Origin of the sequence: Streptomyces sp. NBC_01551 (assembly GCF_026339935.1) — a bacterium.
Taxonomy (GTDB): Bacteria; Actinomycetota; Actinomycetes; order Streptomycetales; family Streptomycetaceae; genus Streptomyces.
The window spans coordinates 81341-105327 of record NZ_JAPEPX010000002.1 but is presented as its reverse complement, the minus strand read 5'-3'; the positions used below and the strand labels follow the sequence as shown (position 1 = coordinate 105327).

General features: G+C 69.6%; 26 protein-coding genes. 7 read left to right on the top strand and 19 right to left on the bottom strand.

The window, feature by feature from the left end:
• A partial coding sequence (locus tag OG982_RS30140; RefSeq protein WP_266950151.1) for a tetratricopeptide repeat protein occupies positions 1-2669 on the bottom strand: 2669 nt, incomplete at its 3' end.
• A gap of 116 nt (positions 2670-2785) precedes the next feature.
• Here OG982_RS30140 and OG982_RS30135 point away from each other — a divergent pair.
• From OG982_RS30135 to OG982_RS30125, 3 genes are all read left to right on the top strand, one after another.
• Complete coding sequence (locus tag OG982_RS30135; protein WP_266950150.1) at positions 2786-2926, top strand: hypothetical protein; 141 nt, start codon at positions 2786-2788, stop codon at positions 2924-2926.
• A gap of 675 nt (positions 2927-3601) precedes the next feature.
• A complete protein-coding gene (locus OG982_RS30130) occupies positions 3602-3865 on the top strand; it encodes a hypothetical protein (protein ID WP_266950149.1) in 264 nt (87 codons plus the stop codon).
• An 11-nt stretch (positions 3866-3876) separates the two neighbouring features.
• Positions 3877-4881 carry a helix-turn-helix transcriptional regulator gene (locus tag OG982_RS30125; RefSeq protein ID WP_266950148.1) on the top strand — a complete coding sequence of 335 codons (1005 nt, stop codon included), beginning with the start codon at positions 3877-3879 and terminating at the stop codon, positions 4879-4881.
• Positions 4882-5028: 147 nt separating this feature from the next.
• Here the strand turns inward: OG982_RS30125 and OG982_RS30120 are convergent, their stop codons facing one another.
• The 13 genes from OG982_RS30120 to OG982_RS30060 all read right to left on the bottom strand — a co-directional run bounded on the left by OG982_RS30120 (position 5029) and on the right by OG982_RS30060 (position 17507).
• Positions 5029-5766, bottom strand: a complete 738-nt coding sequence (locus tag OG982_RS30120) for a hypothetical protein (protein WP_266950147.1) — start codon at positions 5764-5766, stop codon at positions 5029-5031.
• Positions 5767-6023: 257 nt separating this feature from the next.
• The gene (locus OG982_RS30115; protein ID WP_266950146.1) at positions 6024-6371 is read right to left on the bottom strand and encodes a hypothetical protein; all 348 of its coding nucleotides are present in this window, start codon (positions 6369-6371) and stop codon (positions 6024-6026) included.
• Complete coding sequence (locus tag OG982_RS30110) at positions 6368-7156, bottom strand: hypothetical protein (RefSeq protein WP_266950144.1); 789 nt, start codon at positions 7154-7156, stop codon at positions 6368-6370. Before OG982_RS30110 ends, OG982_RS30115 begins: the two co-directional genes overlap by 4 nt.
• A gap of 594 nt (positions 7157-7750) precedes the next feature.
• Complete coding sequence (locus tag OG982_RS30105; RefSeq protein WP_266950143.1) at positions 7751-8050, bottom strand: hypothetical protein; 300 nt, start codon at positions 8048-8050, stop codon at positions 7751-7753.
• A 64-nt stretch (positions 8051-8114) separates the two neighbouring features.
• Positions 8115-8270, bottom strand: a complete 156-nt coding sequence (locus tag OG982_RS30100) for a hypothetical protein (RefSeq protein ID WP_266950142.1) — start codon at positions 8268-8270, stop codon at positions 8115-8117.
• 30 nt (positions 8271-8300) lie between these two features.
• The gene (locus OG982_RS30095) at positions 8301-8822 is read right to left on the bottom strand and encodes a hypothetical protein (RefSeq protein WP_266950140.1); all 522 of its coding nucleotides are present in this window, start codon (positions 8820-8822) and stop codon (positions 8301-8303) included.
• A 31-nt stretch (positions 8823-8853) separates the two neighbouring features.
• Positions 8854-10536, bottom strand: coding sequence for a type IV secretory system conjugative DNA transfer family protein (locus OG982_RS30090; RefSeq protein WP_266950138.1), 1683 nt, complete (start codon positions 10534-10536; stop codon positions 8854-8856).
• Between the two features lies 1 nt (position 10537).
• Complete coding sequence (locus OG982_RS30085) at positions 10538-12088, bottom strand: type VI secretion protein (RefSeq protein ID WP_266950136.1); 1551 nt, start codon at positions 12086-12088, stop codon at positions 10538-10540.
• Positions 12088-13617, bottom strand: coding sequence for an SCO6880 family protein (locus OG982_RS30080; protein ID WP_266950134.1), 1530 nt, complete (start codon positions 13615-13617; stop codon positions 12088-12090). Before OG982_RS30080 ends, OG982_RS30085 begins: the two co-directional genes overlap by 1 nt.
• A gap of 6 nt (positions 13618-13623) precedes the next feature.
• Positions 13624-15489, bottom strand: coding sequence for a hypothetical protein (locus OG982_RS30075; protein ID WP_266950132.1), 1866 nt, complete (start codon positions 15487-15489; stop codon positions 13624-13626).
• Entirely contained in the window at positions 15482-16261 is a 780-nt protein-coding gene (locus tag OG982_RS30070) for a hypothetical protein (RefSeq protein WP_266950130.1), read from the bottom strand. The genes OG982_RS30075 and OG982_RS30070 overlap by 8 nt, the downstream gene beginning before the upstream one ends.
• 2 nt (positions 16262-16263) lie before the next feature.
• Positions 16264-16596, bottom strand: a complete 333-nt coding sequence (locus OG982_RS30065) for a hypothetical protein (RefSeq protein WP_266950129.1) — start codon at positions 16594-16596, stop codon at positions 16264-16266.
• A complete protein-coding gene (locus OG982_RS30060) occupies positions 16593-17507 on the bottom strand; it encodes a hypothetical protein (RefSeq protein WP_266950128.1) in 915 nt (304 codons plus the stop codon). Before OG982_RS30060 ends, OG982_RS30065 begins: the two co-directional genes overlap by 4 nt.
• A 393-nt stretch (positions 17508-17900) precedes the next feature.
• Between OG982_RS30060 and OG982_RS30055 the strand changes: the two genes are divergently transcribed.
• The 3 genes from OG982_RS30055 to OG982_RS30045 all read left to right on the top strand — a co-directional run bounded on the left by OG982_RS30055 (position 17901) and on the right by OG982_RS30045 (position 20103).
• A complete protein-coding gene (locus OG982_RS30055) occupies positions 17901-18980 on the top strand; it encodes a M23 family metallopeptidase (RefSeq protein ID WP_266950127.1) in 1080 nt (359 codons plus the stop codon).
• Positions 18981-19159: 179 nt separating this feature from the next.
• Positions 19160-19843 (top strand): hypothetical protein, encoded by a 684-nt coding sequence (locus tag OG982_RS30050; RefSeq protein ID WP_266950126.1) that lies wholly within the window; start codon positions 19160-19162, stop codon positions 19841-19843.
• Positions 19844-19866: 23 nt separating this feature from the next.
• Positions 19867-20103 (top strand): hypothetical protein, encoded by a 237-nt coding sequence (locus OG982_RS30045; RefSeq protein ID WP_266950125.1) that lies wholly within the window; start codon positions 19867-19869, stop codon positions 20101-20103.
• Here OG982_RS30045 and OG982_RS30040 read toward each other — a convergent pair.
• The 5 genes from OG982_RS30040 to OG982_RS30020 form a co-directional block, all read right to left on the bottom strand.
• Positions 20092-20283: a hypothetical protein gene (locus OG982_RS30040; protein ID WP_266950124.1), complete on the bottom strand. Its 192-nt coding sequence runs from the start codon at positions 20281-20283 to the stop codon at positions 20092-20094. The two genes, OG982_RS30045 and OG982_RS30040, sit on opposite strands and share 12 nt — an antisense overlap.
• On the bottom strand, positions 20276-20953 hold the full coding sequence (locus OG982_RS30035) for an ATP-binding protein (RefSeq protein WP_266950123.1): 678 nt from the start codon (positions 20951-20953) through the stop codon (positions 20276-20278). The genes OG982_RS30040 and OG982_RS30035 overlap by 8 nt, the downstream gene beginning before the upstream one ends.
• A gap of 86 nt (positions 20954-21039) precedes the next feature.
• Positions 21040-21711 carry a Mu transposase C-terminal domain-containing protein gene (locus OG982_RS30030; protein WP_266950122.1) on the bottom strand — a complete coding sequence of 224 codons (672 nt, stop codon included), beginning with the start codon at positions 21709-21711 and terminating at the stop codon, positions 21040-21042.
• A complete protein-coding gene (locus OG982_RS30025; RefSeq protein ID WP_266950121.1) occupies positions 21708-22199 on the bottom strand; it encodes a transposase family protein in 492 nt (163 codons plus the stop codon). Before OG982_RS30025 ends, OG982_RS30030 begins: the two co-directional genes overlap by 4 nt.
• Before the next feature lie 395 nt (positions 22200-22594).
• A complete protein-coding gene (locus tag OG982_RS30020; RefSeq protein WP_266950120.1) occupies positions 22595-23395 on the bottom strand; it encodes a maleylpyruvate isomerase family mycothiol-dependent enzyme in 801 nt (266 codons plus the stop codon).
• A gap of 226 nt (positions 23396-23621) precedes the next feature.
• Between OG982_RS30020 and OG982_RS30015 the strand changes: the two genes are divergently transcribed.
• Positions 23622-23972 (top strand): hypothetical protein, encoded by a 351-nt coding sequence (locus OG982_RS30015; protein WP_266950119.1) that lies wholly within the window; start codon positions 23622-23624, stop codon positions 23970-23972.
• The last annotated feature ends 15 nt before the right edge of the window (positions 23973-23987 follow it).

Genomic DNA, 23987 nt, shown 5'->3' with positions numbered 1-23987 from the left:
GTGTCGAGTGTGGCGTGGTCGTCGGGAAGCAAGGTCCGCTGGAGGTCGGGCAGCAGCTCTTTGCACAGGTCGCGGGCGCGAGCGGGGCTGCCGGCACGGCCGGTCCAGCGAGCGAGGCCTGCCCTGCTGATGAGGGTGCCGGAGTCGTCCGCGCCTACCAGCCGCTCGTGTTCGGTGATGAGGTTGAGGTAGAGGTCTCGTGCGGTGACCGGGTCTCCGGCCTCACCTGTCCAGCGCGCGAACTCGCGGCGAGCGTGCAGGGTTTCCGGGTGATCGGGGCCGAGAGCCCGCGTGACGTCGGTGATGAGGTCGGCGTACAGGTCGCGTGCGGTGACCGGGTCTCCGGCCTCACCTGTCCAGAATGCGAGCCCCTCACGGGTGAGCTGAGTGTCGGGGTGGTCGGGCCCGAGGGCGCGTTCGCTGTCGGGCACCAGAGCGGCGAGGAGGTCGCGTGCGGCGGCCGGGTCTCCGGCCTCACCTGTCAGGAGGGCGTGCTCGTGGCGCGTGTTGAGGGTGCCAGGATGGTCGGCTCCCTGGACACGGTGACGGTTGGGTAGCAGAGCGGAGTAGAGGTCGCGTGCAATGGCCAAGTCTCCGGCCTCGCCCGTCCAGTACGCGTGCTCGTGGCGCGTGTTCAGGGTGTCGGGGTGGTCAGGTCCGTGGACACGTTCGCGGTCGGTGACGAGGTCGGCGTACAGGTCGCGGGCGGTCTCCGGGTCTCCGGCCACACCCGTCCAGCGGGCGTGCTCGTGGCGCGCAAGGAGGGCGTTCGCATGCTCGGGTCCCTCGGCGCGTTCCCGGTCGGGTACGAGGCCGGCGTAGAGGTCACGGGCGGTCTCTGGGTCTCCGGCCTCACCCGTCCAGCGGGCATCCTCGTGGCGCGTGTTGAGGGTGTCGGAGTGGTCAGGTCCTTGAGCGCGTTCCTGGTCGGGTACGAGGTCGGCGTAGAGATCGCGGGCGGTCTCTGGGTCTCCGGCCTCGCCCGTCCAGTGCGCGTGCTCGTGGCGCGTGTTCAGGGTGTCGGGGTGGTCAGGTCCGTGGACACGTTCGCGGTCGGTGATGTGATCGGCGTACAGGTCGCGAGCTGTCTCCGGGTCTCCGGCCACACCCGTCCAGCGGGCGTGCTCGTGGTGCGCAAGGAGGGTGCCGGTGTGGTCGGGTCCGTGGACACGCTCGCGGTCGGTGGCGAGGGCGGCGTAGAGGTCGCGGGCCGTCTCTGGGGCTCCGGCCTCACCCGTCCAGTGCGCGTGCTCCTGTCGGGCGAAGAGGGTCTCTGGATTCTCGGCCCCTCGGACGCGCTTGCTGTCGGCAATCAGAGTGGCAAGGAGGTCCCGCGCGACAGCAGGGTCTCCGCTCCGGCCCGTCCAACCGGCGAGGAGGTGCCGGGTGCCCAGGGTTTCGTGGTGGTCGGGGCCCAGGGCCGTGGTCTCGTCCCGCAGGATTCCCACGTACAGGTCGAGGGTGGCTGCCGCGTCTCCGGTCTCTCCGGTCCAGTACGCGTGCTCGTACCTTCTGGTGAAGGTGTCGGGGTAGGTAGGGCCCAGCAACCGGATGGAGGCGCGGGCGAGAGCACCGTACGCGGCGGCGGCCTCGGCCGCGGAGCCGTTTTCGGCTGCCTTCTCCGCAGTGGTGCTCAGCTGTTCGAGGCTGCGGTTGTCCCTGCGGTCTGCGCTGGTGACGGGGTTGTCCGGGACGCGTTCGTGCACGCTCGGGTCCAGTCCCGTTTCGGTGCTGATGCGGGTGACGGTGTCGTCGTCGGTGTCGTTGACGGCCCTCACGCGAGCCAGGACGACGTCGATGTCGTCGCCTCCGGGATCCCGCGGCACCTCGTGCGCCCCGGCGTGTGCCCTGCCGCCGGAGCCTGCCGGTACATGAAGGATGTCGTGCGGGGGCGAGCTCGGTCCGCGCAGGCGGTCGAGTTCATCGGTCAGCTCGTCGATCCGCTCTTGCAGCTGGGACGACAGGGCCTCGGCCTGCCGCTTCTTCTCCTCGGCCCGCTCCAGTTCCTCTTGCGCTCTCGTCTGCTGGCCGAGGGCTTGGCTGAGCCGTTCGTCGGCCGCTTTGACCTCCGCGTCCCCAGCGCCGTTCCTGAGCTGGTCGCGTTCCGCGGCCAGTCCGGTCACGCGTTCCTGCAGCCTGTAGATCACGCCCAGCAGCACCATGATCAGCTTCGCCGAGTTGTCGGCGGCCTGCCGCAGCTCGCCCTGTTGTTCCAGGGAGCGGGTCAGCCGGTCGTAGGTCTCGATCTGCAGCGCCTGTACGGCGGCGATGTCCACCGCACCCTCGGTCGGCCGTGTCGAGGGTGCCGCCCGAGCGGTACGCGGGGGGAGCACCGCGTCCCGCAGCATCCCAGCCGCCTCTTCCTGTCGCCGCTCGCGTAACAGGGGCGGCACGGTCGCCCTGATGAGCGCCGCGACGAACGGCTGCGGCGGAATCTTTCCGGCCAGGTAGGCACTGACCTGGGACTTGGACACGTTCACCTCGCCGGCCAGTACTGCCAGCGTCTTGCCCGACTCGTCCACGCGCGCCCGCAAGAACTCCGCCAGCTTCCCCGCCTGCGTGTTCTCGGGCCGGATCGGCCCCCACGGCCTCCCGCCCGCGGCCCCCCTGACCGGCATAAAGCGCCCCCTTGCCCCGTGCCCGTTGTCCGCCTCGTTCTGGACAACCACCTCTGGGTCCGGAACTTACCTGCGATGTCCTGCCTGCGTGGTCCGGATAGCCCAACTCCGCATCAAGGTCTGCCCCGAGCCGTCACACAGCGGCTCCCGACCGAAAGGGCAGTCCCATGATCGAGATCATCTCCGCCACCGCCGACCTCCTCACGATCATCGGCTCGTCTCTCGCCATCACGCTGGAAGTCCGCCGGGCCCGCCGGGAAGCCCGCAACGCCGGGGGCGGCGACGTTTGTGAGGACACGGAGGAGTGAGCCACCGCCCCAGCCGCACAGCCGGGGCGTCGGCCGACGTACTGGCCGTTCCGTTGGTTGCGCGGACGCCGTCGGCTTGCCGACCTCGGTGCAGACCGCGCACAGCTCGCCGACCGCTTGACTCACGAGGCACCGCACGTACGTCACCGCGAACGCGGTCCCCTGGCAGCGGCTCCGCTCCGCCCTCCCTTTCCAGGAAACCCACTGTCAACTGTTCTGGTTTGCGTTTCCTGTCCGGCGTTTGCAAATTTCCCCGGACGGACACCTCCGGACGCTTGCTGAAAAAATTGAATTTACGCAGCTCAGCTCCACTGGAATTGCATCCGGGAGAAAAAGAGAGGTTGCCGGACGCGGGGCACCGGGTGCTTGATGGACCCCGTCACCGAGCGAACCGCGACTCCATTCAGGGGGGTCGTCGCCCGTGTGCCCCATGGCTTCTGTTGGCGCAGACCGCCGGGGAAGGACCGTCACCGTTGGCAGCGGACGACGGAACGTAAAGCTCCAAAAAAGCCTTAACCCCTCGCACAAAAGTGCGGGGGGTTAAGGCTGCTTCCAACGGCCTTGCATAATCCGCTATTCGTGTGCCCTAATCTAGAAATCCGACGCGGAGCTGCCAATCCGCGGGCGGGTGCTCCAGCAACCAAAAAGGTCTGCGCCAACAACTCAAGGAGTGACATGGGCACCAGGCTTCAACGCCTGTTCAAGCGCTTCTCGGGAACCACGAACTGCGTGGTTCCCGAGAAGAAGAAGCGCTTCAAGCCGACGAAGGCGTTCGTCATCGTGATCCTGCTCGCCGTGCTCGCCACGGTGGGCCTGTCCCTCGCCGGGATGCCGCCGGCGACGAGCGTCCAGGTCGTGGTGGCGGTCATCGCCGGTGTCGAGGCGGTACGTCGGCTCACCGCCTCGACCCCCGCGGCAGAGCCGGGCGTCGCTCGATAGCGGCCCGGCACATGGAGAACACCCTCCCTGAGGTGGCGGAGTTCGCGTCCGCGCTCCGCCACCTCAAGGACCACAACGGCCAACCCACCCTGAAGTCGATCCACCGCCACACGCCGTCGCGCATCTCCATCTCGACCCTCTCCAGGATGTTTTCCGGCAAGGCGGTCCCGACCTGGCCTGTCTTGACGGAGGTCCTCTCGCTCCTCCACCAGGGGGACGAGACCAGCGCGCAGCTCGTGGCAGTGATCCACGCCCGATACCAGAGGGCGCGGCTGGCACAGCGCGGCAAGTTCGAGCCTCATCCACTCAGCCGCAGTCAGCACGTGGCTCCGGAAACCGACGATCTCCAGAAGCTCCAGCAAGGGCTCCGCGACCTGATGGCGTCAGCCGGTCTCACCCTCAGGCTCGTTGCCGAGCGCACGGGGGTACCGAAGAGCACGATCTTTGACGGCATCAACCAGAAGCCGCCCCGGAGTCGGCCTCCCAGGCCTGACGTCGTGGCCGCCATCGCACATGCATGCGGCGCCGAGGACCCTGAGTCCTGGTACAGGGTCGCTGAGCGCATGCATGACACCCCGAAGCCGGCCAACACCCGGGCGCGAACGGACCAGTCGGTGACCCTGGACCCGTTCGACGCCGTCATCAAGGCCGCCGTGACACGCCCGGGTGACGAGATCGCGGAGCTGGCCATCAGCTTCAAGGAGGGCGGGAGAGAAGACCTTGCCGCTCGCCTCATCGAGGCAGTGGCGAAGAGCTCCTCGGTCCAGGAGGTCGCCGCCATCACGATCGCCCTCCTCAACCACTCCTCCCCGCACAAGGAGAGCGCCGCAGAGACATCACACCCCCAGCCGGAGACACCCACCTACCCTCCCGAAGCGCCCGCCCCGCTCCCGGCGACGCCCAACCCGCCTCTCGGGGTGTACGGCCCGCCACCGGAGATGCCCGCGCGACCCCGGCAGGAACCAGGCCGCCTCGCACGACTGCTGCGAGCGCTCACGTTGGACCCGTCCCTGTGACCGCCGGAGCCCCGACCCCCGCGTCGTGGCTCCGGCCCTCACGCCTCTGCATCACGATCCGGCGGCCATCACCTGCATCTCCCGACCGACGTACAGAATCGGGTACCTCAACGTCTGCGCACACGGCGCACCCCGTTGAGACGCTGGCTAGCCGCCCCCGCCCCCGCCACATCCGCTGCCGGCGCCGCAGCTGTAGCCCCCGGCGCCGCTGATGCCGATGCCGGAAGGCCCGCCCCGGCCGCGGTTCCGGGGGCCGGGGCGGCGCCGGGGCGCGGGGCGGGTGGTGCGCTTGACGTGGAGTTCGAGCAGGACGGCCGGCCCCAGGGCCTGCTCCAGGGCCGCGAGGAGCTGTCGGGCGTCGGTGTCCGGCGGGAGGACGGCTCGGCAGACGTCGGAGTCGTCCTGGATCAGGCGCAGCGTGAGGACGCGGGTGGCAGGGAGGGGGTCCCCGGCGTACGGCTCCTCGATCTCCTGCTCCAGGCGCAGGCGGTCCGTCTCCTCCATCGGCCGCCACGGACCGCTCCCCAGGCCGCGCACCAGGCGCACCCCGGGGGGATCGCCGGCGGCGGAGAACCTGATCCGGTACACCCGGAAGCAGGCCACGGCCAGTGCGCCCGCGAAGCCCGTCGCGACGGCCGCCGACACCATCCAGAGGGCCGCCACCCCCACCGTGGCCCAGCCGGCGCCGGAGAAGAGCACGATCACCGCCACCGGCAGGACGAGGGCGAGCCCGAGAAGGCCCGTACCGAGCGCGGTCAGCGCGGCGCTCCCCAGCGAGCGCGGCACGGTGAGCCAGGAGGCGCCGCCCGCCCGCAGCACCACGTCCGTCGTCCCCAACTCGCCCTGGTCCACGCCGCCGGGCACCCCCGGGCTGTGTGCCGTCATTGCCTCACGATAGATCTGGCGCCGGGTGACTGACCAGATGCCGTACGCGGGACACCGCGGGCGGCGCTGCGATGCGGCTAGGTGTGTTGTCCGGGCAGGTTGGTGACGCGGCTGGCGGGTACCGTGCCTCGCAAGGCGGAGGGCCGGCCACCCTGACTACCGCGGTTCCGGCAACTGCCTGAGGGCTGAGGGCCCGAACCGGAACCAGGGCCGCAGGGCGGGTGCACAGCCCTGATCCGGCAGCGGCCGTGCAGCTTCTAGACGTAGCGGTCGAGTGGTTCCGCGACGTGCGTGCCGTCGCTGAGGGCCACGTCGGTCAGCTCGAACCTCCTCGGCCTTCCTTCGCCGCAATGCGTGTACACCGTGCCCGGCGGACGTCCGCTGACGATCTGCACCGGGCCGCCGTGGGGGCTGTGGGTGCCGAGCAGGGTGTACCGCTGAGCCTGTCGCGGTGGCGGGCCGCTCGCGCAGACGGAGGCGGGAACGGGGGCGGAAGTCCGCGAGCGCCAGTGCCGACGAGACCACGCGGCGAGCACGAGCAGCAAGAGAACGCCACCGAGGAGTTCCGCGAACGAGCCGGTCAGGATGTCGAGGACGACGCTCACCGGGCCGCTCCGCTCTGCACGGAGGGGCGGCACATGTCGATGCCGATCGCGACGGCCAGGGCCAGGGCGCGCTTGCGGAGCCGGGCCATGCGCCGCTCGACGGACTTGCGGGTGGTGCCGAGTTCCCGGGCGATCTGCTCCTGGGTGGCGCCGGTGGAGAGGATCAGCTGGCAGATCGCCCGCTCCTCCAGGTTCGCCTCGTCGAGGATGAGATCCAGGGTGCCGCGCATCTCCATCATGTCCGCCGGCGTCAGCTCGACGACCGGCTGGTCCCACGGCAGTTGAGGGCCCCGCCAGATCCCGTCCGTGATCTCGTAGAGCCGACGGCGACGAGGAACGGCCCAGCGGCGGTACGCGTCCCGGAAATCGTGCAGGCAGTAGACGACCAGGAAGGTGCGCATGGTGGCGCCGCCGTCCGGGGTCCAGCCGTCTCCGCCGCGCATCGCGGTCATGAACTTTGTGATCGCCGCGCTCACGCAGTCGTGCGCGATCTCATCACGGAAGTCGGCGCGGCGCATCATGTCCTCGACCTCGGTGTACGGGGCTGCGAAGTGGACGTCGCGCTCGCGGCAGCGCGCGATGATCGTGCCGTCCCGCATCCACTTGCGGATGACCCGCCACCCGTACACCCACAGGTCGTCACGCAAGTGCTGGTACCGGGCGCCTTCGAACTCGTCGGCCTGGAGTTGCGCGTAGAGCTCCTGGTCGGCCGCCAGCTGGTCAGGATCAGCCTTCAAGCGAAGGTCGGGGGTGGCGGCGGAGACCATCATGTCGTTCACGGGCATGCTCCATCTCGTACAAGAGGTTGTCGCCTGCCTCGTATGTGAGAACGCTCCAGTCGTCCCCCTCCATTACCGATAATTCTTCCGAGGCGAATGTGGGACCTCCGGCTTGTTCGAAAACATGCGCCGTGAATCACGCTGGCCGGGCCCGGCACATCCTGTGGCGAGGGGGTCCTGCCCAGACCGCCTGCACGCCACGGCGGTCCAGGCGCGTGACGACGTCGGTCCCGGGGGCTTCCGTCCTTGACGGGAATCCCGGGACCTCGGGCAATCTGGCCGGTCTGCCGGGCTGGCAGTCACCAGAAGGTGCCGCTCGCTGCGTCGGCCGTTCGGACGCGGAGGACGCCGGCGGACTTGGGCCGTCCGAGGCTCGCCTCGGCATAGAGCAGCGGGCTTGCCCTTCGATCCGGTCTGGTGGGGCCGTCCCCGCGTGCGCGGGGAGCAGGACTGGGGAGTCGGGCCCTTCCCCCTGTCGCAGGGGCCATCCCCGTGGGGTCGGGGAGCAATCCAGTGGCTCCCCGGCCGCGCGCCGGGCCTCTGGATCATCCCCGCGGCCGCACGGCGAACGCTCCGTCCAGCCGGTGTCTCGGGCTAGCGCTAGGCCGAGATGCGGGTGCGCTGCGCGGGTGGTGGGGGTGTGGCGACCGTCGGCGCCGGCGCGGCCGCCGGGGTCACCTGGGCTGCGGCGACGGCGCTGTAGGTGAGCGCGGTGCTGGAGAGTTTCAGGAGGGCGTCGGCTGTCGGCAGGTCGCCTGTCCCCGGCTGGAGGCGGTTGGCGAGGGCCGCCGCCTGGACGGAGACCGCCTCACAGAACCGGATGGACGCCGCCCGCCAGAAGCCCTGGAAGCGCGTGTCGGCGCGGAGGGCGTCCCAAGAGGCGCCCGCCTTCTCCTTCATGACGTCCCAGACGTTGCGCAGGGCGCCGCGGACGGTCTGGATCCGCTGCCATTCCAGATGGTTCTCAAGTCGGGTGGCGTGAGGGGGACTCGGGCGAGTCGCGGTGCGGCGACCGGACGGTGGTGCCCGTCGACGGGTCGGCGTCCTGCCACAGGGGCACCGAAGCCCGCGCGTGCGCGGCGGCTGCCTGGCCGGCTGCCGGATCCGTCGGTGTGGACATCGCGGAACCTCCACGTGGTCGGGCGGTCGGCTACAACGGGGCGTTGAGCTCGGCTTCGCGTCGGCTCAGCTCGGCCGCCGCCGGGTGGGCGGCCGGGGCGGTCGTCGCGTCGGAGAGCGTCAGGTACAGCTCGAATTCCTCGGCGCTGCCGGCAGGCGACGGCACGGACATCGGCGGTTCCTGGTGGGTCCCGGTCGCGCAGGCGGCGAGCTTCAGGCGCGGGGTGAAGGCGTGCAGGGTGTTGATCCAGTCGGCTTCGGCGAGCTCGCGGCCGGGCGCCTCCTCCCCGGCGTAGGTACGGACCCAGCCTGCGTAGAGGGCGGTGAGGTGCTCGACGACGGCGCAGTGCCGGTACCAGCAGTGCGTGATCGTGTTGTGGAGTTCGAAGGTGGTGCGGAGCCAGTCGACCCATACGCCGAGCTCGCGCATCCGGAGGCGGCGTTCGGCGGGGTCCATGGCCGCCCATACCCAGCGCTGCGGCTCGGCTGCCTGTTGTGCGGCGCCGCCGGGGGGCATCGGCCAGAGGTCGGCGGGGTTCAACGGGTCGGGCACGGGTGTCTCCTGGAGGGCGTCGCTGCGTCGGCTACTTCTTGGCGGGGGCGGCCTCGGGCTCCGCGAGGAGCTTCTTGAGGTCCTTGTCGCGGAAGGTGAGGCGCATCTTCACCTTGATGGGCGGCAGGTTCGTGTACTGGGCGATGGCGGTGAAGTCGGGCAGCTGCTGGAGGGAGTGGACGGGGGCCAGGTCGGTCTCGGTGGCCTGGGTGTTGGTGGAGTGCTCGCCGCGGGAGCGGCCGTGGCTGGTCTTCATGACCTCAGTGCGGCCGTAGAGGCCGGAGAAGTAGCGCAGGGTCTCCAGGTCGCCGCAGCCGGGCAGCAGCATGCGCAGACCGCTCGCGGACAGGACGGTGTTGGCCTTCTGCGTGCCGAGGGACTCGCGGAGCTGGGAGAGGTCGTGCCAGACGGTGAGCATGGTGATGCCCATGCCGCGGCCGGTCGTGAGGATGTTGGGCAGCCGGGGGTAGCGCAGCATGTTGCCCGCCTCGTCGACGAGGACGCCGACGCTCGGGCTGATGGGCTTGCCGGTCGCGTTGTAGCGGGACTCCGCGGCGTGGATGGCTCCGGCGATCAGGGAGCTGATGAGCGGGGCGAAGCGGTCGGCGTCGGCCTCGGAGGCGATGATGCAGATGGTGCCCTGCCGGTCGAGCCATTCCTCGAAGGTGAAGTCGGAGCGGGAGCAGGTCTCGCGGACCTCTTCGTCGGCGAAGACGCGGGCCAGGACGTTGAGGCTGAACTGGATGGATCCGATGCCGTCCTCGTGGAGGCGCAGCCAGGGGGAGGCGTAGTCCTCGGCGACGTCGGCGTAGCCGTGGGCGAGGAGGATCGCGCGGACGTGGTCGACCGCGTCCCTGCCGAGGCTGATCCAGCGGCGCATGTCGCTGATGCCGCCGCCGGAGAGCTGGGCGGCGAGCATGATGCCCTTGAGGACGCTCTTGGCCTGGTCGACCCACGGGGCCGCGCGTTTGTCGTCGCCGGACGAGGACCCTTCGGCCGACCAGGCGGCCATCCGGTCGGCGGCCTTGGCATCGGTGCAGTACGCGACCGGGGACCAGTGGTCGGTGGCGCGGCCGGGGATGCCGGCCGGGGCGATGACCCAGACCGGGCCGATGGCGCGGCGGCGGGCGTAGATGACGTCCAGGTCGGCGGCCTTGGTGGTGGTGACCACCAGCGGACCCTGCCATTCCGCGGCGTTCGGCAGTACCAGGCCGGTCGTCTTCGACGAGCCGGGTACGCCGAAGACGGTCGCGGAGATGTTGGGCTGGGCCGCCACGATGGCCTTCGTACGCAAGCCGCGGCCGGCGGTGATGCGGTTGATCCGCTTCAGCGGGTCGTTCTGCGCGGCCATCTTCCGCTCGATCTTCGCGCCGCCCCACTGGGCGCCCCCGGAGCTCCCGCCGAAGGACATCGCGCCGGCGGCCCTGACGATCAGGGCGCCCAGGGCGAGTACGAAGAACACGGTGAGCGCGTAGAACAGCCAGGGGGGCGGGGCCGGCTGGTAGACGGAGCCGGGGCCCTTGACGAGGGCCGACAGGACCGTGGTGGGAACGCCTTCGCTGCTGCCGACCCAGCCGTTGCCGGAGAGCAGCCCGGCGAGCGGTCCGGCGAGCAGGACGGAACCGCCGACCGTGACGACGAGGCCCGCGCCGTAGGCGGCGAGCAGCGTGTTGTCGTCGAGCCCGGCAGCAGACGGGCCGGTGCGCTCGGACATGTCAAGCCACCATCCTCTCGTCGGTCTCGAACAGCGCCTTCTCGGTGTGGGAGAGCATCAGCTGGACCGGGTGGCTGCCGCCGCCGCGGCCCACCTTCCACAGCGCGCGGCCGCGCTGGCCGGCACCCCATCCGCCGATCAGGTCGCACTCCGCATCCGTCAGACCGATCGCCTCCCTGGTGATCTGGAGCGGCTTGGTGTCCTGCGCCAGCTGGACACGGGTCTCGCACGAGGCGATCAGGTCCTTGGCGATGGCAACCGCCTCCGAACCGGAGGACCCGACGGACTCGAAGTCGGAGAGCCTGTGCGTGGCGAGCAGTTGGATCGTGCCCGTCGCCCTGGAGAGCCGGAGGTCTGCGTCGATCTTGCGGACCATCGCGGCACCGCCCGAACGCATCTGCCGCCACAGCTCGTCGCGGACGACCGTCCACGGCCGCTCGCCGGGCCGGTCGATGGCCGATTGCGCCCAGGAGGAGACACAGGTGAGCACCATCGCCACGGTGGCGTCGCCGTACTGCTCCAGCGCGCTGATGTCCACGGACTGGATCGGTGCGTTCCAGTCCAGACCGATGGAGGTCTCCTGATCGAAGAGACCTCCCAGCGAGCCGGTGATCATGCCGCCGAGCGCGGAGCGCAGTGATGCCATCTGTTCCCGGGCGAGCTGGATGTCGTCGCCCCGCACCCGGAGTTCACGGGCCATCGCGGAGGTGGGGTCCTTCAGGACGGCGTACACCGACGGCAGGGTGGGGACGCTCAGCCGGCTCTGCCCGCGGAGCTCGCCGGTGACCTCCCGGACCGCGATGTCCAGGCTCTCCTCCTCCTCGGGCTTCAGGGCCCGGCGGAGCTGGAGCTCAAGCAGCGCAGTCAGCAGGGTGAGCCGCCGGCGGTGGATCTCCTTGAGGCGTCCCTTGAAGACCTCGTGATCGGTGACCTTGTCGAGGTCTATGCCGAGCGGCCCGGCATCCAGGGGGTTGAGCCTGCCCGGCAGGCCGGGGCCGAGCCGGACGGGCTCTACCCCGAGGAACGTGCACATCGCCTGGTACTCGCCCTTGACGTCCCCGGCGATCAGGGTGCGGTGCCCGAAGGCCATCATCCGCAGGCACAGCGACTTGATGTGCGCGGACTTCCCGGACCCCGGGATCCCCGTGATCATCACGTTCGGGTTGGTGACAAGCCCTTCGCGTACCCAGGCTGCCGGATGCGCGCTGAAAGCCTGCATGGTGAGCGTGTTGTAGCCGATGTACGCGCCGATCGGCGGAAGTGAAGCGGCGTGCAGGAAGGGGTAGATCCCGGACGCCCGTTCGCTGTCGGCCCGGAAGACCTCCGGCTTCGCCAGCGAGGCCACACGGCCCGCGAACGGCTGGGGCCAGCCCTTGCGCGGCGCGACCCGCATCGCCGACGCGGGGTCCTCCAACAACCGGGACCGCCGCAGCTCACGCGAGGTCAGCTGCCGAGGCGCCGGCACGGGTACGCCGGTCCCGACGAAGTCCGACAGGGGCTTGGACTTCAGGTTGGTGTCTGCGCCGCGACCGCGGCGACCGAGCAGAGCCATCAGATTCCCACCCGTCGGTCCGGCAGGCCCTGCCCGAGCGGCAGGGCGGATACGGCGAACGCAGCATCCTGGGCACCCCAGGCCCGGCGGATCTCCAGGTTCGCGGCCGACGCGTCCGCCTGGAGCTCGGCGCATGCCGTTTCCAATTCCTCCCGGTCGGTCACGGTGACTGCCACCAGCGCGGTGAACCGCAGGACACCGTGGCCCGAGGCACGGGCGACGTCCTGCGCGTTCGCGGTCATGGCCTCGCGCCTCTCGTCCTCGGACTCGGCTCGACCTGTTTTCTTGCGGATGTCCCGCGCCACTTGGCGCTTGGTCTTCTCCCGTGCCAGTTCCGCGCGGGCCTTGCCGGGGCCGATGGGCTCGTAGACCAGGCTCAGCGAGCGCCTCGCGTTCGAGCGGGGCCGCAACAAGGGCTGGAGGAAGGTGGCGTAGACGTCGGAGCGGGGGAAGCCCCGGACCTGGTACGTCACCGTCCAGGCGCCATCGTGGCGGTAAATGCCCCAGCCGGTTTCGGTGGCCGCCGGCCCGGCCAGTTCGGGATCGACGCCCCGCGGCGCACCCTGCCACTGAGGATCCTCGGCCGACGTGTTGCGCGCGCTCAGCGTCAGGTGGGCCTCCGGGTCGTAGGCGGTACGGATCACCTGGGCCATTGCCCGGGGGGCCAGCCACTCCACGACGTGGAGGCCGGCGCTGCTCAGGGCGCTGTGCATGGCGTTGATCTCGCGTACCAGGACGGCGGCCGCACCGATCTGGCCGCCACCGGCCCCCTTGATGGCGAGTCGGGCGCGGGACGCGGACAAGGTGACCGACAGGTAGGTCTCGCGGACGGTGGCCGCCGGACCGGCGCCTGCCATCAGCTCACCCAGCACCTGGACAGCCGCCGCAGGGGCGTCCGGTGAGGTGTGGCGCTCGGCCCACGAGCGCAGAGCGCCACCGTCGTCCGGAAGGGACCGCTGGTGCACAGCGATCCGCACGACGGCGCCGTCCTCCTTGCACTGGCTGCGCAGGAACGCGGCCCAGCCGCGCACCCTGGCGTTCTGCTTGTCGGTGTCGATCAAGGCGAGGCCGGGGTACGAGACCTGGCACACGGCCGTGTAGGTGCCCTCGATCGGATTGTGCATGACGGCGATCTCGCCGCCCAAGCCGTCCGGTGCCTCCAGCAGACGCATGCGGGCGAGCGTGCCGGGGAGGTCCATCGGCTGTGTGTCGTCATCGGCCCGCCGCGGAGCGAACAGACCGGAGAAGAAGAAGTTCTTGCTGGTTGCCACTGCGATCTGATGCCTCACTGCGAGAACAATCCACTCGTCCGCCGTGAGCCCCAGGACCCGCCCATAAGCAAGGGCGAGGAGGAGCGCGGACAGGGGCAGCGCGATGAAGGCGCTGGACCAGGAGCGGGTGTAGATGGGGATGAGAGCGATGGCGGACGCGGCCGCGACCAAGGCGAAGCCGAGCCCGGACAGGTTGCCCATGAAGCCGGAACGCTCCGTCTGCCAGCCGCTGTAGACGGCCGGTTCGGTGCTGGACACGGTGCATCAGCTCCCGGTGGAGGTAGGCGGTGGCGGGGTAGCCGAGTACTGGGTGGGCTGGTCGGGAGGCCGCGGCGTGGTGGGCTGGTTTGACGGCGGGGCAGGCGGCGGAGGAGGCTCCGGCGCCGGCCCCGCGGATTCGGCTGGAGCAGGGGACGGGCCGTCGGCCTGGCTGGGCGCGTCGCCGTCCCCGCTGCGTTGGCCCACGATGCCTCGGCCGCCCTGGGCGGCCGGGCCGAGTCCGGCGTTCGCCGCCTGGTTCTGGAAGGCCCCTTCCACGACGTCCTTGCTGACCGCGGCCAACTGGAGAGCCATCGCGGCGGCGGCGACCGGGGACGCGAAGGAGCCGCCGCCCCCGCTGCCCTTCAGCGCCTTCGACCAGGCGCTGCTGCTGCCGCCAGAGTTGCTCTCGTTGTCGCCTTCGAGCGCCTTCGTGTAGCCGCTGCCGCCGCCTGCGGTGCCCGCCCCGGACGGGGACGCCTGGTTCCCGCCGAACATGCTGCCCATGGAGCTGCCGACGCTGCTGATCACCCCGGAGGCGGTCGAGTTTCCGTCGCCGTTGGTGGTGAAGGTCATGAAGCGCGCGAGCACCGGCCAGGCGGTGCCGGCGATGACGAAGATCATGAAGCCGACGATCACATTCTGGGTGCCCTCCGCACCCTTCATCACCGTGAACCCGACGCTGAAGCAGATCACGATGACGGGCTTGGTGAGGATGGTCGCGATCAGGGCGTTGCGGGCCGTGGGCCACCAGGTGCGGGTGCTGTCGGTCATCTGCCCGGCAAGGACGATGGGCATGGAGATGATCAGGAGCATGATCGCGGCCTGCCGCACGAGCATCTCGATCCACAGGGCGCCGATCGCCAGGATGCACAGGATCGCCATGACGATCACGAAGCCGACCGCTCCGGCCGTGACACTGGTGCCGGCAACGAGCGCGGTACCTGCCGTTCCAGCGGTGGCACCGGTGGAGAAGAGACCGGCGAATACCTCACCCATCCTCGTCTTCATCGCGTCCCCGCCCTTGAACGCCTCGTCGACGAGAGCCGCGCTGAGCGTGTCGGACCAGTTGAGCGCGGTCTGGGTCGCAAGAAGGTAGACGGCCAGGATGGCGGCCCACTTGGCCAGGCCGACGATGGCCGTGGCCGCCGGGCCGCCCTGCTGTGACACGGCCACCTTGCCGAACTGCACGAGCAGCAGGAAAGCGGCGATGAGCACCGAGAGCCCGGTGGTGATGCCGAGCATCGGACCGATGCCCGTCTTGGCCAAATTAATGGTCGTGATCTCGTTGAACTTGTCGGCGAACTGTTGCAGGACCCACACCACCGACTGCCCGAGCATCGAGGCAGCTTCCTCAAGAGCACTCGCAGCCATCTTGGAGATCTCGCCTGCCACCCACTCAGAGACGGTCGGTGAGGGAGCCCCGAACTCGGTCTCGCCGGCGAGCTTGCATTTCAACCACGTGCTCTTGTTATTCTCCACACATTTTTCGAGGAACTTGCTCAGCTGCCCGAACTTTTCCCACTTCTTGTGTGGGAAGTCCTCCTTCCAGCGCTTCAGCTCTCCCCGGTTGAACTCCAGGGCCTCCTCGGGAGTCGCAATGGAGTCATCTCCAATGCAGGGATGATGTGCTGGATAGTCCTTCTTGCAATCCACCGGCTCCCGGCAGTCCTCGCGGGCCGACAGGTCCCCGATGTTCAATTGGCAGTACTCGCCGGTCTTCTTGCTGATGCCGATAAGCCCCTCCCAGCCCGGCCCCTTCGGGTAGGGGTCCGGTGGTTTCGCGCCCGCAAAAGCTATGGAGGAACCGGACGTCATCAGGATCAGGAAAGCGGCCAAGAGGGCGATAAGTCGGGCCAGTGTTCTAGCCATGGGCGATCTCCCTCCATCCGTCCTGGAACGCGGGCCTGCTGTCGGGGTGGTAGGGCTGCGGGCCCGTCAGCTTTTTTCTGTACTGAGGTTCGTCCGTCACGCGCCAGTCCCCGTTTTCCCACTTGAGGATCAGGTAGACCGTCTCGCCCTTCTTTGGGTTCTGGTTACCACCCTTGTCCCGGAACACGGCGTATACGTCATAGCTCATCCACACCTGGACGACGTCGCCGCTCGTCTCCAAGCCGAGTGCCTGCATGGCCGTCACGGTCGTGGAGAAGCTGATGCCGTCGGGGGCCGGACCGGAGGGTGGCAGGCCTGCGGCTTCGCGGGTCTTGCGTACGTCGGACACGCGCCGGTCGACCGTATCCGGGGAGTCCTTTGACGTGATGGCTTGCCACTGTTGACGTGCGATCGCATCGTCGATGATGTTCAGGTCCTGCCAGTAGCTGACGGCGGCGGAGCGCGCGCCCATTGCCGAGTGCTCAAAGCCCCGCCCGATGCCCTCGGTGGTGGTGGTCGGCTTGAACAGGCGGATTTTGGGGGCCGTGGCAGGGGTCAGATCCGCACCTGACCCAGCCCCCGGAGCCGAAGGAATGTTGGGCGAGGGGCTGAGAGTCGTCTTGGCATCGTCTGAGACCGCCTGGCTGCTGCCGGAATCGTCGATGTTGATGAGGGCGACGGCGCCGCCGGCCACGGCTGCCAGAACGACGAGGCCGATGCCCGCCAGGCGGAGCCGGGCGCGGCGGGCCTGGCGCTGGAAGTCGATGGGCATGCTCAGGCGCCGCCGCTCTTCGACATGTTGTAGAAGGCCATGACCAGGCCGCTGGTGACACCGATGCCCATGCCCGCGACGAGGGACCAGATGATCGCCTGCTTGCCGCGGGCGGCCAGGCCGGCCCGCTCCGTGTTGTGGCCGATGGCCACACATGCCCAGCCGACAAGCCCGCCAAGGACCGCCAGGGCAAGGCCGCTGCCCGCCGTCCAGCCGAGGATCGTCGAGGTCGCGTCCTTGATCGGGCCCGGTACCGCCGGCTTGAAGTCGGGCACGATCGGCGGGTCATCCGCGAGGATGGCGAACTGGTTGGCGGTGTCGATCAGCAGGCTCATGCGAGAACCCCTTCTTGTGGATGTGGATCGTTCTGGGCAAGGAGGGAAGCAGCGGGCGGCGCCACCCCAGGGCGGGCGGTGCCTGCGGGAACGGGCGCTGCGGGCAGCGGTTCCCCCCAGGTGCGATGTGCGGAGGCGAGGACGGCGCTCACGAGAGCGGCCGTGGCCTCACGGGTTTTGCGGGAGATCAGCCGATGGGCATCGCCGAGCCCGCGCGCCCGGATGTGGGGGTCGAATGGCATCTGGACGACGCCGGACACCTGCGACTGGAGCATGGTGGCGGCCGCCCGCGCCACGGCGGGAGGCCGGCCGTCCCCGGTTTCCACCAGGGCCACGACCATCCGCGCGAGCGGAAGGCCCTCAGCGCTCGCTGCGCGGACAGCCATCTGGAGCGCGGCGACTCCGGGGCCCGTGGCCGGGGCCGCGATCACCGGAACGGAGTAGGGCAGCGCGCACCAGCCGGCGGTCAGACCGGAAAGGTTCAGTGTTCGGGAGGTGACTACGTCGTGCGCTATCGGATGTGCGGTGTCGGCGATCACGGCCTGCCACCCCCCGGCGGCGGCCAGCTGGTACCAAGCAGCCGGATCTGACGGAAGGGGCAGCGGCGGCGCGCTCCACTCCTGATGGTCGGTCAGGACCTGCCAGTCTCCATCCGGTCCTGAGCAGCGCGAGGCGGCAGCGCGGACCTGAGCGGGTGTCATCCCCTGATCCGGCGGTACTGACGCCAGGCCGGCCCCCGGCTTCGTGGGCCAAGTGGGCCACGGCGAAGCCAGCCGGTATGCCGTGTCGAGTACGACGGTGGCCGCAGATGCGGCCAGAGAGCAGGCCAGAAGGCCCGCGACGGTCGAGCGCCCACTGCCGCCGCCGGCAGCCAGCACCGGCATGACCAGGCGGCTGTCGGCGGGCAGCATGAAGGCCGATTGAGATTTCTTAGCCAACGCTCCCCCGCATTGCAAATGTAATCACTGTGCCAGGCCTCTGACCTGACGCATGCTCAAAAGTCTAACCGCGAACGACTGGGGCCCCAGTGGTGCCCCATGCCTGGTGAAGCGTTAATTCCAGACAGCCGCAAGACACTTATGCATGTACGTCACTTTTGGCGGCTGTTTGCACCAATTTGATACACATTTCAGGGGTGGCGCCAAAACCGGCCAGGCTTACCGTCTTTGGGGCCGGAAATGTTGTGTGGCAGGGTGGCGGTGCGTTGCCGGGGGTTGCCCCGAAGGCGGCAAGACGCCGTGTCCACGCCTTATGGTGACGACTAGTCATGATCAAGAGCGGGGCGATGAAGGTGGGGATCGGCTTTGGACGCCAAGAAGGGGATCGCGCTCCTGGCCGCGGTCTTCGTCGCCAGCCCGTTCGCCGTGGGGATCGGGCTGGTGTTGCTGGTCGGGGCATCGGATGACGACAAGGGTGGCGACGGCGCCGGCGGGGACTTCGTGCTCACGGCCGGAAAGCTCAGGGTGGGGCCCGGCTATGTGCCCGCGCAGTACGCGGGCCTCATCGAGAAGGCTGCGGCATCGTGTGACCAAGGACTCCCGGCTGGGATCCTCGCGGCGCAGCTGAATGCCGAATCGAACTTCAAGCCGAATGCCATGTCCTACGAGATCAAGAACGGCCAGAAGATCCCACTCGCCAAAGGAATTGCCCAGTTCATAGACAGCACGTGGGCCACACAGGGGATCGACGGTGACGGAGACGGTGACCGTGATGTGTGGGATCCCGCAGATGCGATTCCCTCTCAAGGGAAAATGATGTGCGGCCTGTTGAAGACGGCCAAGAAGCACCCGAATTATTCGGGAAGCCCGATAGAGCTGGCCCTAGCCGGGTATAACGCGGGGTGGGGTTGGGTGGACCACTACGACGGGGTTCCACCGCAACGGTTCGCCAATGGCCAGACTTACGACTACGTAAAAGACATCATGGCCAATCAGGCCCGCCTGACGGCTCCTGACAACTCAGGGTCCCCGGAAATGTCGGGCGAGTGGACGAAGCCAGTGAACGCCTCCGTAGGGACCGCATACCATGTTCCTGGTGGAATGTGGAGCAGCGGCTACCACACCGGAATCGATTTCTCCGCGGCCGCCGGAACACCCGTTCACGCTATCGGCCCGGCCAAGGTCGTGTCCGCAGGAGCGGGCGGCGCCTACGGCAACCAGGTCGTTCTACAGCACGCCGACGGCATGTACAGCCAGTATGCCCACCTGAGCCGGATCGACGTTTCGGCAGGACAGACCATCCCGGGCGGGCAAGTGGTCGGGCTGTCAGGCAACACCGGCAACACCAGCGGGCCTCACCTCCATATGGAGGTACGCACGGGACCCGCATATGGATCGGACATCAGCCCCGTTCCCTACATGCGGTCGAAAGGAATCCGTATCTGATGAATTCCGGCATGCCGAACGAAGACCGGCAACTACTTCCGTGGGGCACCGTCACGCCCGACTTCTGGCAGCCCGACCCGCATCCCGGATGGGGACAGGAGGGCCGTTCTCCCGTTGATGAACCAGTACGAGCCCCCCAAGAGTCTTCCCTGCCGCTGGCAGTGCAGGAATGGTTCACCATGTCCCATCTGGCCGATGGTGAACCGTTGCAGGATGCCGCGGCGCCCACTGCGGTCGGTGACGTGCCCGAGCAGCTCGTCGAGCGCCATGACAGCGACCGCGAGGACTTCTCAGCCCTTGGTGGCGTTGACGAAGAGGGCAGCGGCGACGCCCCTCAAGAGGCTCTGGTCATCGAGGCGGCCACAGCCGCGCCACGCAACGAGGAGGCCGGCGCCGGCGTTGAGCAGCGGCAAACCCCAGCCCCAGAGGAGTACCAGAGCCGGATCGCCGCGATCACTGCGGTCTTCGCAACACCTGACGACGCTGAGGGTCTCGCCGCAGCAGGAGTTGACGCAGAGATACTCGACCGGGAGCTGACTGCCCGGTTTGGCGAACGGCACGCCCACACAGTGAACGCCCGCGAGATCCGAGGCTGGCTCGCCCTTCTCGCGGGGCAGTCGGCCGTTGCCGCCCGTTGGTACCTCCACACGACCGGGCTTCAGATCGCCCTCCACGGAGCGAACCACGCGGACGCTGAAGCCTCCGTACGGCGAGCCGTCTACACCTGGCAGCAGGTCAAGGACCCCGTTGAGGTGGTGCAGGTCGGCCGCGACCTGGCCAAGGTCGTGACGGCGGTCCTCGGAGAGGGCAGCAACGCCGCCCGCTTCGTCCAGGCGCGACTCGCACGCCACCAGCCGCTTTAGCTGCGGTTCCTACAGGTGCGGGGGTGGAGTCCCGCAGTCCGGGATCGGGCCGCGCAGGGGCGCAGGCGCGGGCGGCCCGATGGGCCTCGGCGACGGACGCCGCGTGCTGCTGCTGGTACTGCGCGATGATCGTCAGCGTCTCCTTGCGGCTCGTGCCGGCCAGGCGCGGCCCGCTGGGCGGCGGCGGTCTCCTCGGCGGCCCGAACGGCCAGGTGCTGGTCGGGGAGGTGACCGTAGGGGCGCTGCTGTCAGGGGGGTGACGACGAGCTCGCACCTGCCCCGGTCCGGGAAGCCGGGATGCGCGCGAGCTCGTCGGTGACCATGGAGTCCTCGGCGTCGGCCTCCAGGATCCGGCCGTACGCGGCCACGGCGCGGTCCAAGCGGGGCCCGGCCGGCAGGTCGCGGTTGAAGACCGCGGAGGCAGGTGCGGTGTCAGGCATACACGCCGCCGCCGAGGAGGGTGAGGGCGTTGTCGATGACCTCGGTGTCGATGCGGGCCCGGCCGGCGGCCTCGCAGAGGCTGGCGGCGGTGTGGGTGAAGGCAGCCCAGTCGCGCATCGTGCCCTGCCCGTACAGCTCGTCGATCTGCCGCAGCAGGGAGGCGTCGGCTCCCTCGTGGATCGGGTGGTAGCCGCGCATCGGCTCGGGAATCTCCTCGGCGGTCAGCGGGCGGAAGGGCAGCCGGCGGAAGACGCGGGAGCGGAGCATCGGTTCGCGGGAGAGGACCTCCCAGCAGCCGTCACCGCCGACGTAGAGGAGGGCGAACTTCGTCTTCGGCTCGTCGTGCAGGTGCCGCAGTAGCTCGATGCAGTCGCTGTTGAGGCGCTGGGCCTCGTCCACGACGACCGGGCGGCGGGGGTGGGGGTGGGCGAGCAGGTCCACGAGCCGGTTGGTGATGTGGAAGCGGTTGCGGGACTTGGGGGCCTCGGTACCGGTGAGTTCGGCCAGGAGGTGGTCGGCGACCAGGCGCATGGTCGGCCGTGCGGTGAAGGCGAGCGTGCACACGGCGGGGCCGCCGCGGGCGGCCTGGTCCTCCAGCGCGGCCTCGACCGCGTACGTCTTGCCGGTGCCGGCCGGGCCGTGGATGACGCCGGTGGCGTTGTTCTTCACGAGGCCGTCGACGATGCGGTGCGCGAGCTGGAAGGTGCCCGTCGGCAGGGTGCGGCGCCGGTCAGGTCGGCGCAGTGCCGGGGCATTCAGCTCTCCTTCTTCTGGGTGAGGGGGGTGATGCCGAGCAGGGAGGTGGAGGAGCGGGCCCGCAGGGCTGCGTCGCGGGCCTGACGGGAGACAGCGCGGCCGGTCTTCTCGGCGACGAGCCGGGACTCCTGGGCACCCGCGCCGTCACCGGTCATGGGCGCGAGTTCGCGGCGCGAGCGCCGGGAGGCAGGGCGCCGTTCCCGACCGAGGCGTTCGGCCTCGGCGCGGGCGTGCTCGCGGAATGCCTCGGTCTGCTCCGGGGTGAGCTGCCCGGTCGGGTACGCGGTGCACAGGTGCTTGCCTCCCAGGAACACCTCGATCGTCCGGCCGTCGTGCGGCATGTAGCGGACCTCGACGCTCTGGCCGCCGCGCCCGTGGAGCTCGGGGGCGACGACGTAGGACAGGGAGCGGAAGTTGATGCCGTCCTTCTGGATGGTGCGCTCGGCGGAGGCGAGCATGAGGTGGTGCAGCTGGTCGGCGGGGATGCGCCGGACCGGCGTGGTGTCCTCGTTCCACGCCTGGAGCGGGGTGCGGCCGCCGAGCATCCGGTGCGGGCGCTCGGTGTTGTACCAGTGGGCCCAGTCGGCGAACCGCTCCACGAACCGCTCGATGCGCATCGGACCGTCCTGGTCCGTCTCGGCCGCGCGCTTGGCGGCGACGGAGTCCTTCACCGGCCCGTACAGTCTGCCGTCGGCGTCGCGGGGGCCGCCGGTGAAGCCGGGGAGCTGGGGAGCTGGGAGATCAGCATCTGCTCGATCGTGAGGTTCAACCGCTCGACCTTGCCCTTGCGGTGCGGCTGGAACGCGGGGAGGCGGTGCATGACCACGGTCAGGGTGCCCAGGGCGGCCTCGACTGCGTCGGCGGCGAACTCCAGGCCTCGGTCGATGCGTACGCGCTCGGGGACGGCGCCGAACGGGGACACGGCCGGGTCGTGGACCATCGCCATGCGCATCGAAGTGAATACCGTGGCGGAGGTCGGGGTGAGGTCGATGGCCCAGCCGAGCAGGGCCCGGGTGCCGTCGTCCACCACGGTGGTGATCCACGGGGCGAGCGCGACCAGGTGGCGGATCGCGTCCAGCATCGCGCGGTGGCAATAAGCCTCCGGTTGCCCGCCCCGGCCCCGCAGCCAGCCCGGCACCGGCAGCAGTGGCCGGACCACCGCCCACTTCCCGAGCCTGTGAGCCAGACAGTCACACGCGAGAGTGGCTGAAGTGGCCCCACTCCCGCGTTGCCGTAGAAATGCGACAACAGGGCCTCTTGGACCGCACGTTGGATTCGACACCCTTCGGGCTGCCAAGAGGCCCTGCTCTCATGCACGGCAGCCGCCGCAGTCACCCGATCGACTGACTTCTCGACGAGATCGGGACGACGGCAGTCGCGTCGCTTCTCGTGATCGCTGGGACGGACAAATTCGCACTGCCATCCAGGTAGACGGTCGGCTTGGTGACGCCCCGAGGCCGCCTCGCGGGTTTGAGCCCGGTGCCGCGACTGACGAACCTGGCGAAGAGTCGTGTCCTACCGGCTCGAGGCGCGGCCAACCGCCCCCGCTACGTCCTACTTCTCCTCCGGCTCCCAGGCGCGGAGCAGGTCGAGCAGCCCTGCGTCTCCGTCAACGTGCAAGGATTCGGCCTGGATCCGGTCGTACAGGTAGAGGACCAGCTCACTGGCCGTGCCGTGGACGGAGGCGCCGGCTGCGTCCAAGTCTTCGCCGGTCGCGGCGGTGGGCGCGGGGATGCGGGTGATGCGTGCGCCGTCGCCGTCGACGGTGAGGCGCCAGGAGCGGCCCTCGGCGGCGTGGAAGTCGAAGGCCGTGGGCTTGTGCGGCCAGGCACTCGGCGTTGCGCAGACGGTGAACAGGAACTCCTCCACACCGTCGAGTGCCAGCTCGACCGGCAGCGGCTGCGGGGAGCCCCCGGCGAGCTGGGCGTCGTAGGTGTGCACCGCGGTCTCCTGGACCCGGTGCCGGGCGGTGCCGCCGGCGGTCTGCGGTGACTGCGACGCGGGCCACCACGTCCAGCAACCGCTCTCCGGTCCCGCCGCGCGCAGGGCGCCCAGCAGAAGCTGCGTCGACGCGTCCAGCCAGGCCAGCAGGGCCTCACGCTCCTGCGGCACTTCCAGCGCGGCGCGCGCGGCGACGGCCTCGGCCGGGGGAGCGTCGGCAGGCCCCGCGCCGACGATGGCGGCCCAGAAACGGTCTCCCCCACCCAGGTGCTTCACCAGATCGAACAGCGTCCACCCGGGGCAGCTCGGCACCTGCGCGTCGAGACCGGGCGCGGCGGCGACCACGGCGCGGAAGGCGGTCGACCGTTCATCGATCAGTCGCAACAGGTCAGGGAACTCAAGATTCTTTTCCACACCGGATGTCTATCACCGTGCTCCGGTGATCGAACAGCGATTTTCACAGTCGCCGCCGGTTGGCCATTGCGGACGTCCTCGCCTCCCACCGATCCGGTGACAAGCTGCGCACTGCTGCGAGGACGCTGGTGGCGGCGGTACGCCAGGCGTCGTGCCTGTGGGTGCTCTGGCCTCGCTGTGCGGCCGGGCACCTCGGCGACGTGACGTCCACCCGGTGCGCGCGGTCATGCTGCCGCTCGATGTGATGGACGCGGAGGTCACGATGGCGGGGGAGGACCGGTCGGGTCTGGACTGCTACGCCTGGCGGAGGCTCGCAGGCTGGACTGTCGTCCTACTCATGCCTTTCGCAGTGAGTGGCCAGTCCGCCCTTGGGGCTGATGCATGGGGACCTGTCACAAGGAACAACGCGGCGCACAGAGAGGCGCGGGGTCGCGGTGCATCCCTTGAGCAGGACTTCCCGCAGGACGAGCGCGCCGCCGACGTCGGGGTATGGCTACAGGGCACGTTGTCGTGGAAGCGGTCGCTGGTGTCGCCGCAGGTGACCATCTCGGCGGCGGCGAGGCTTTCGAGGGCTTGACGCTGGGCGGCGTCG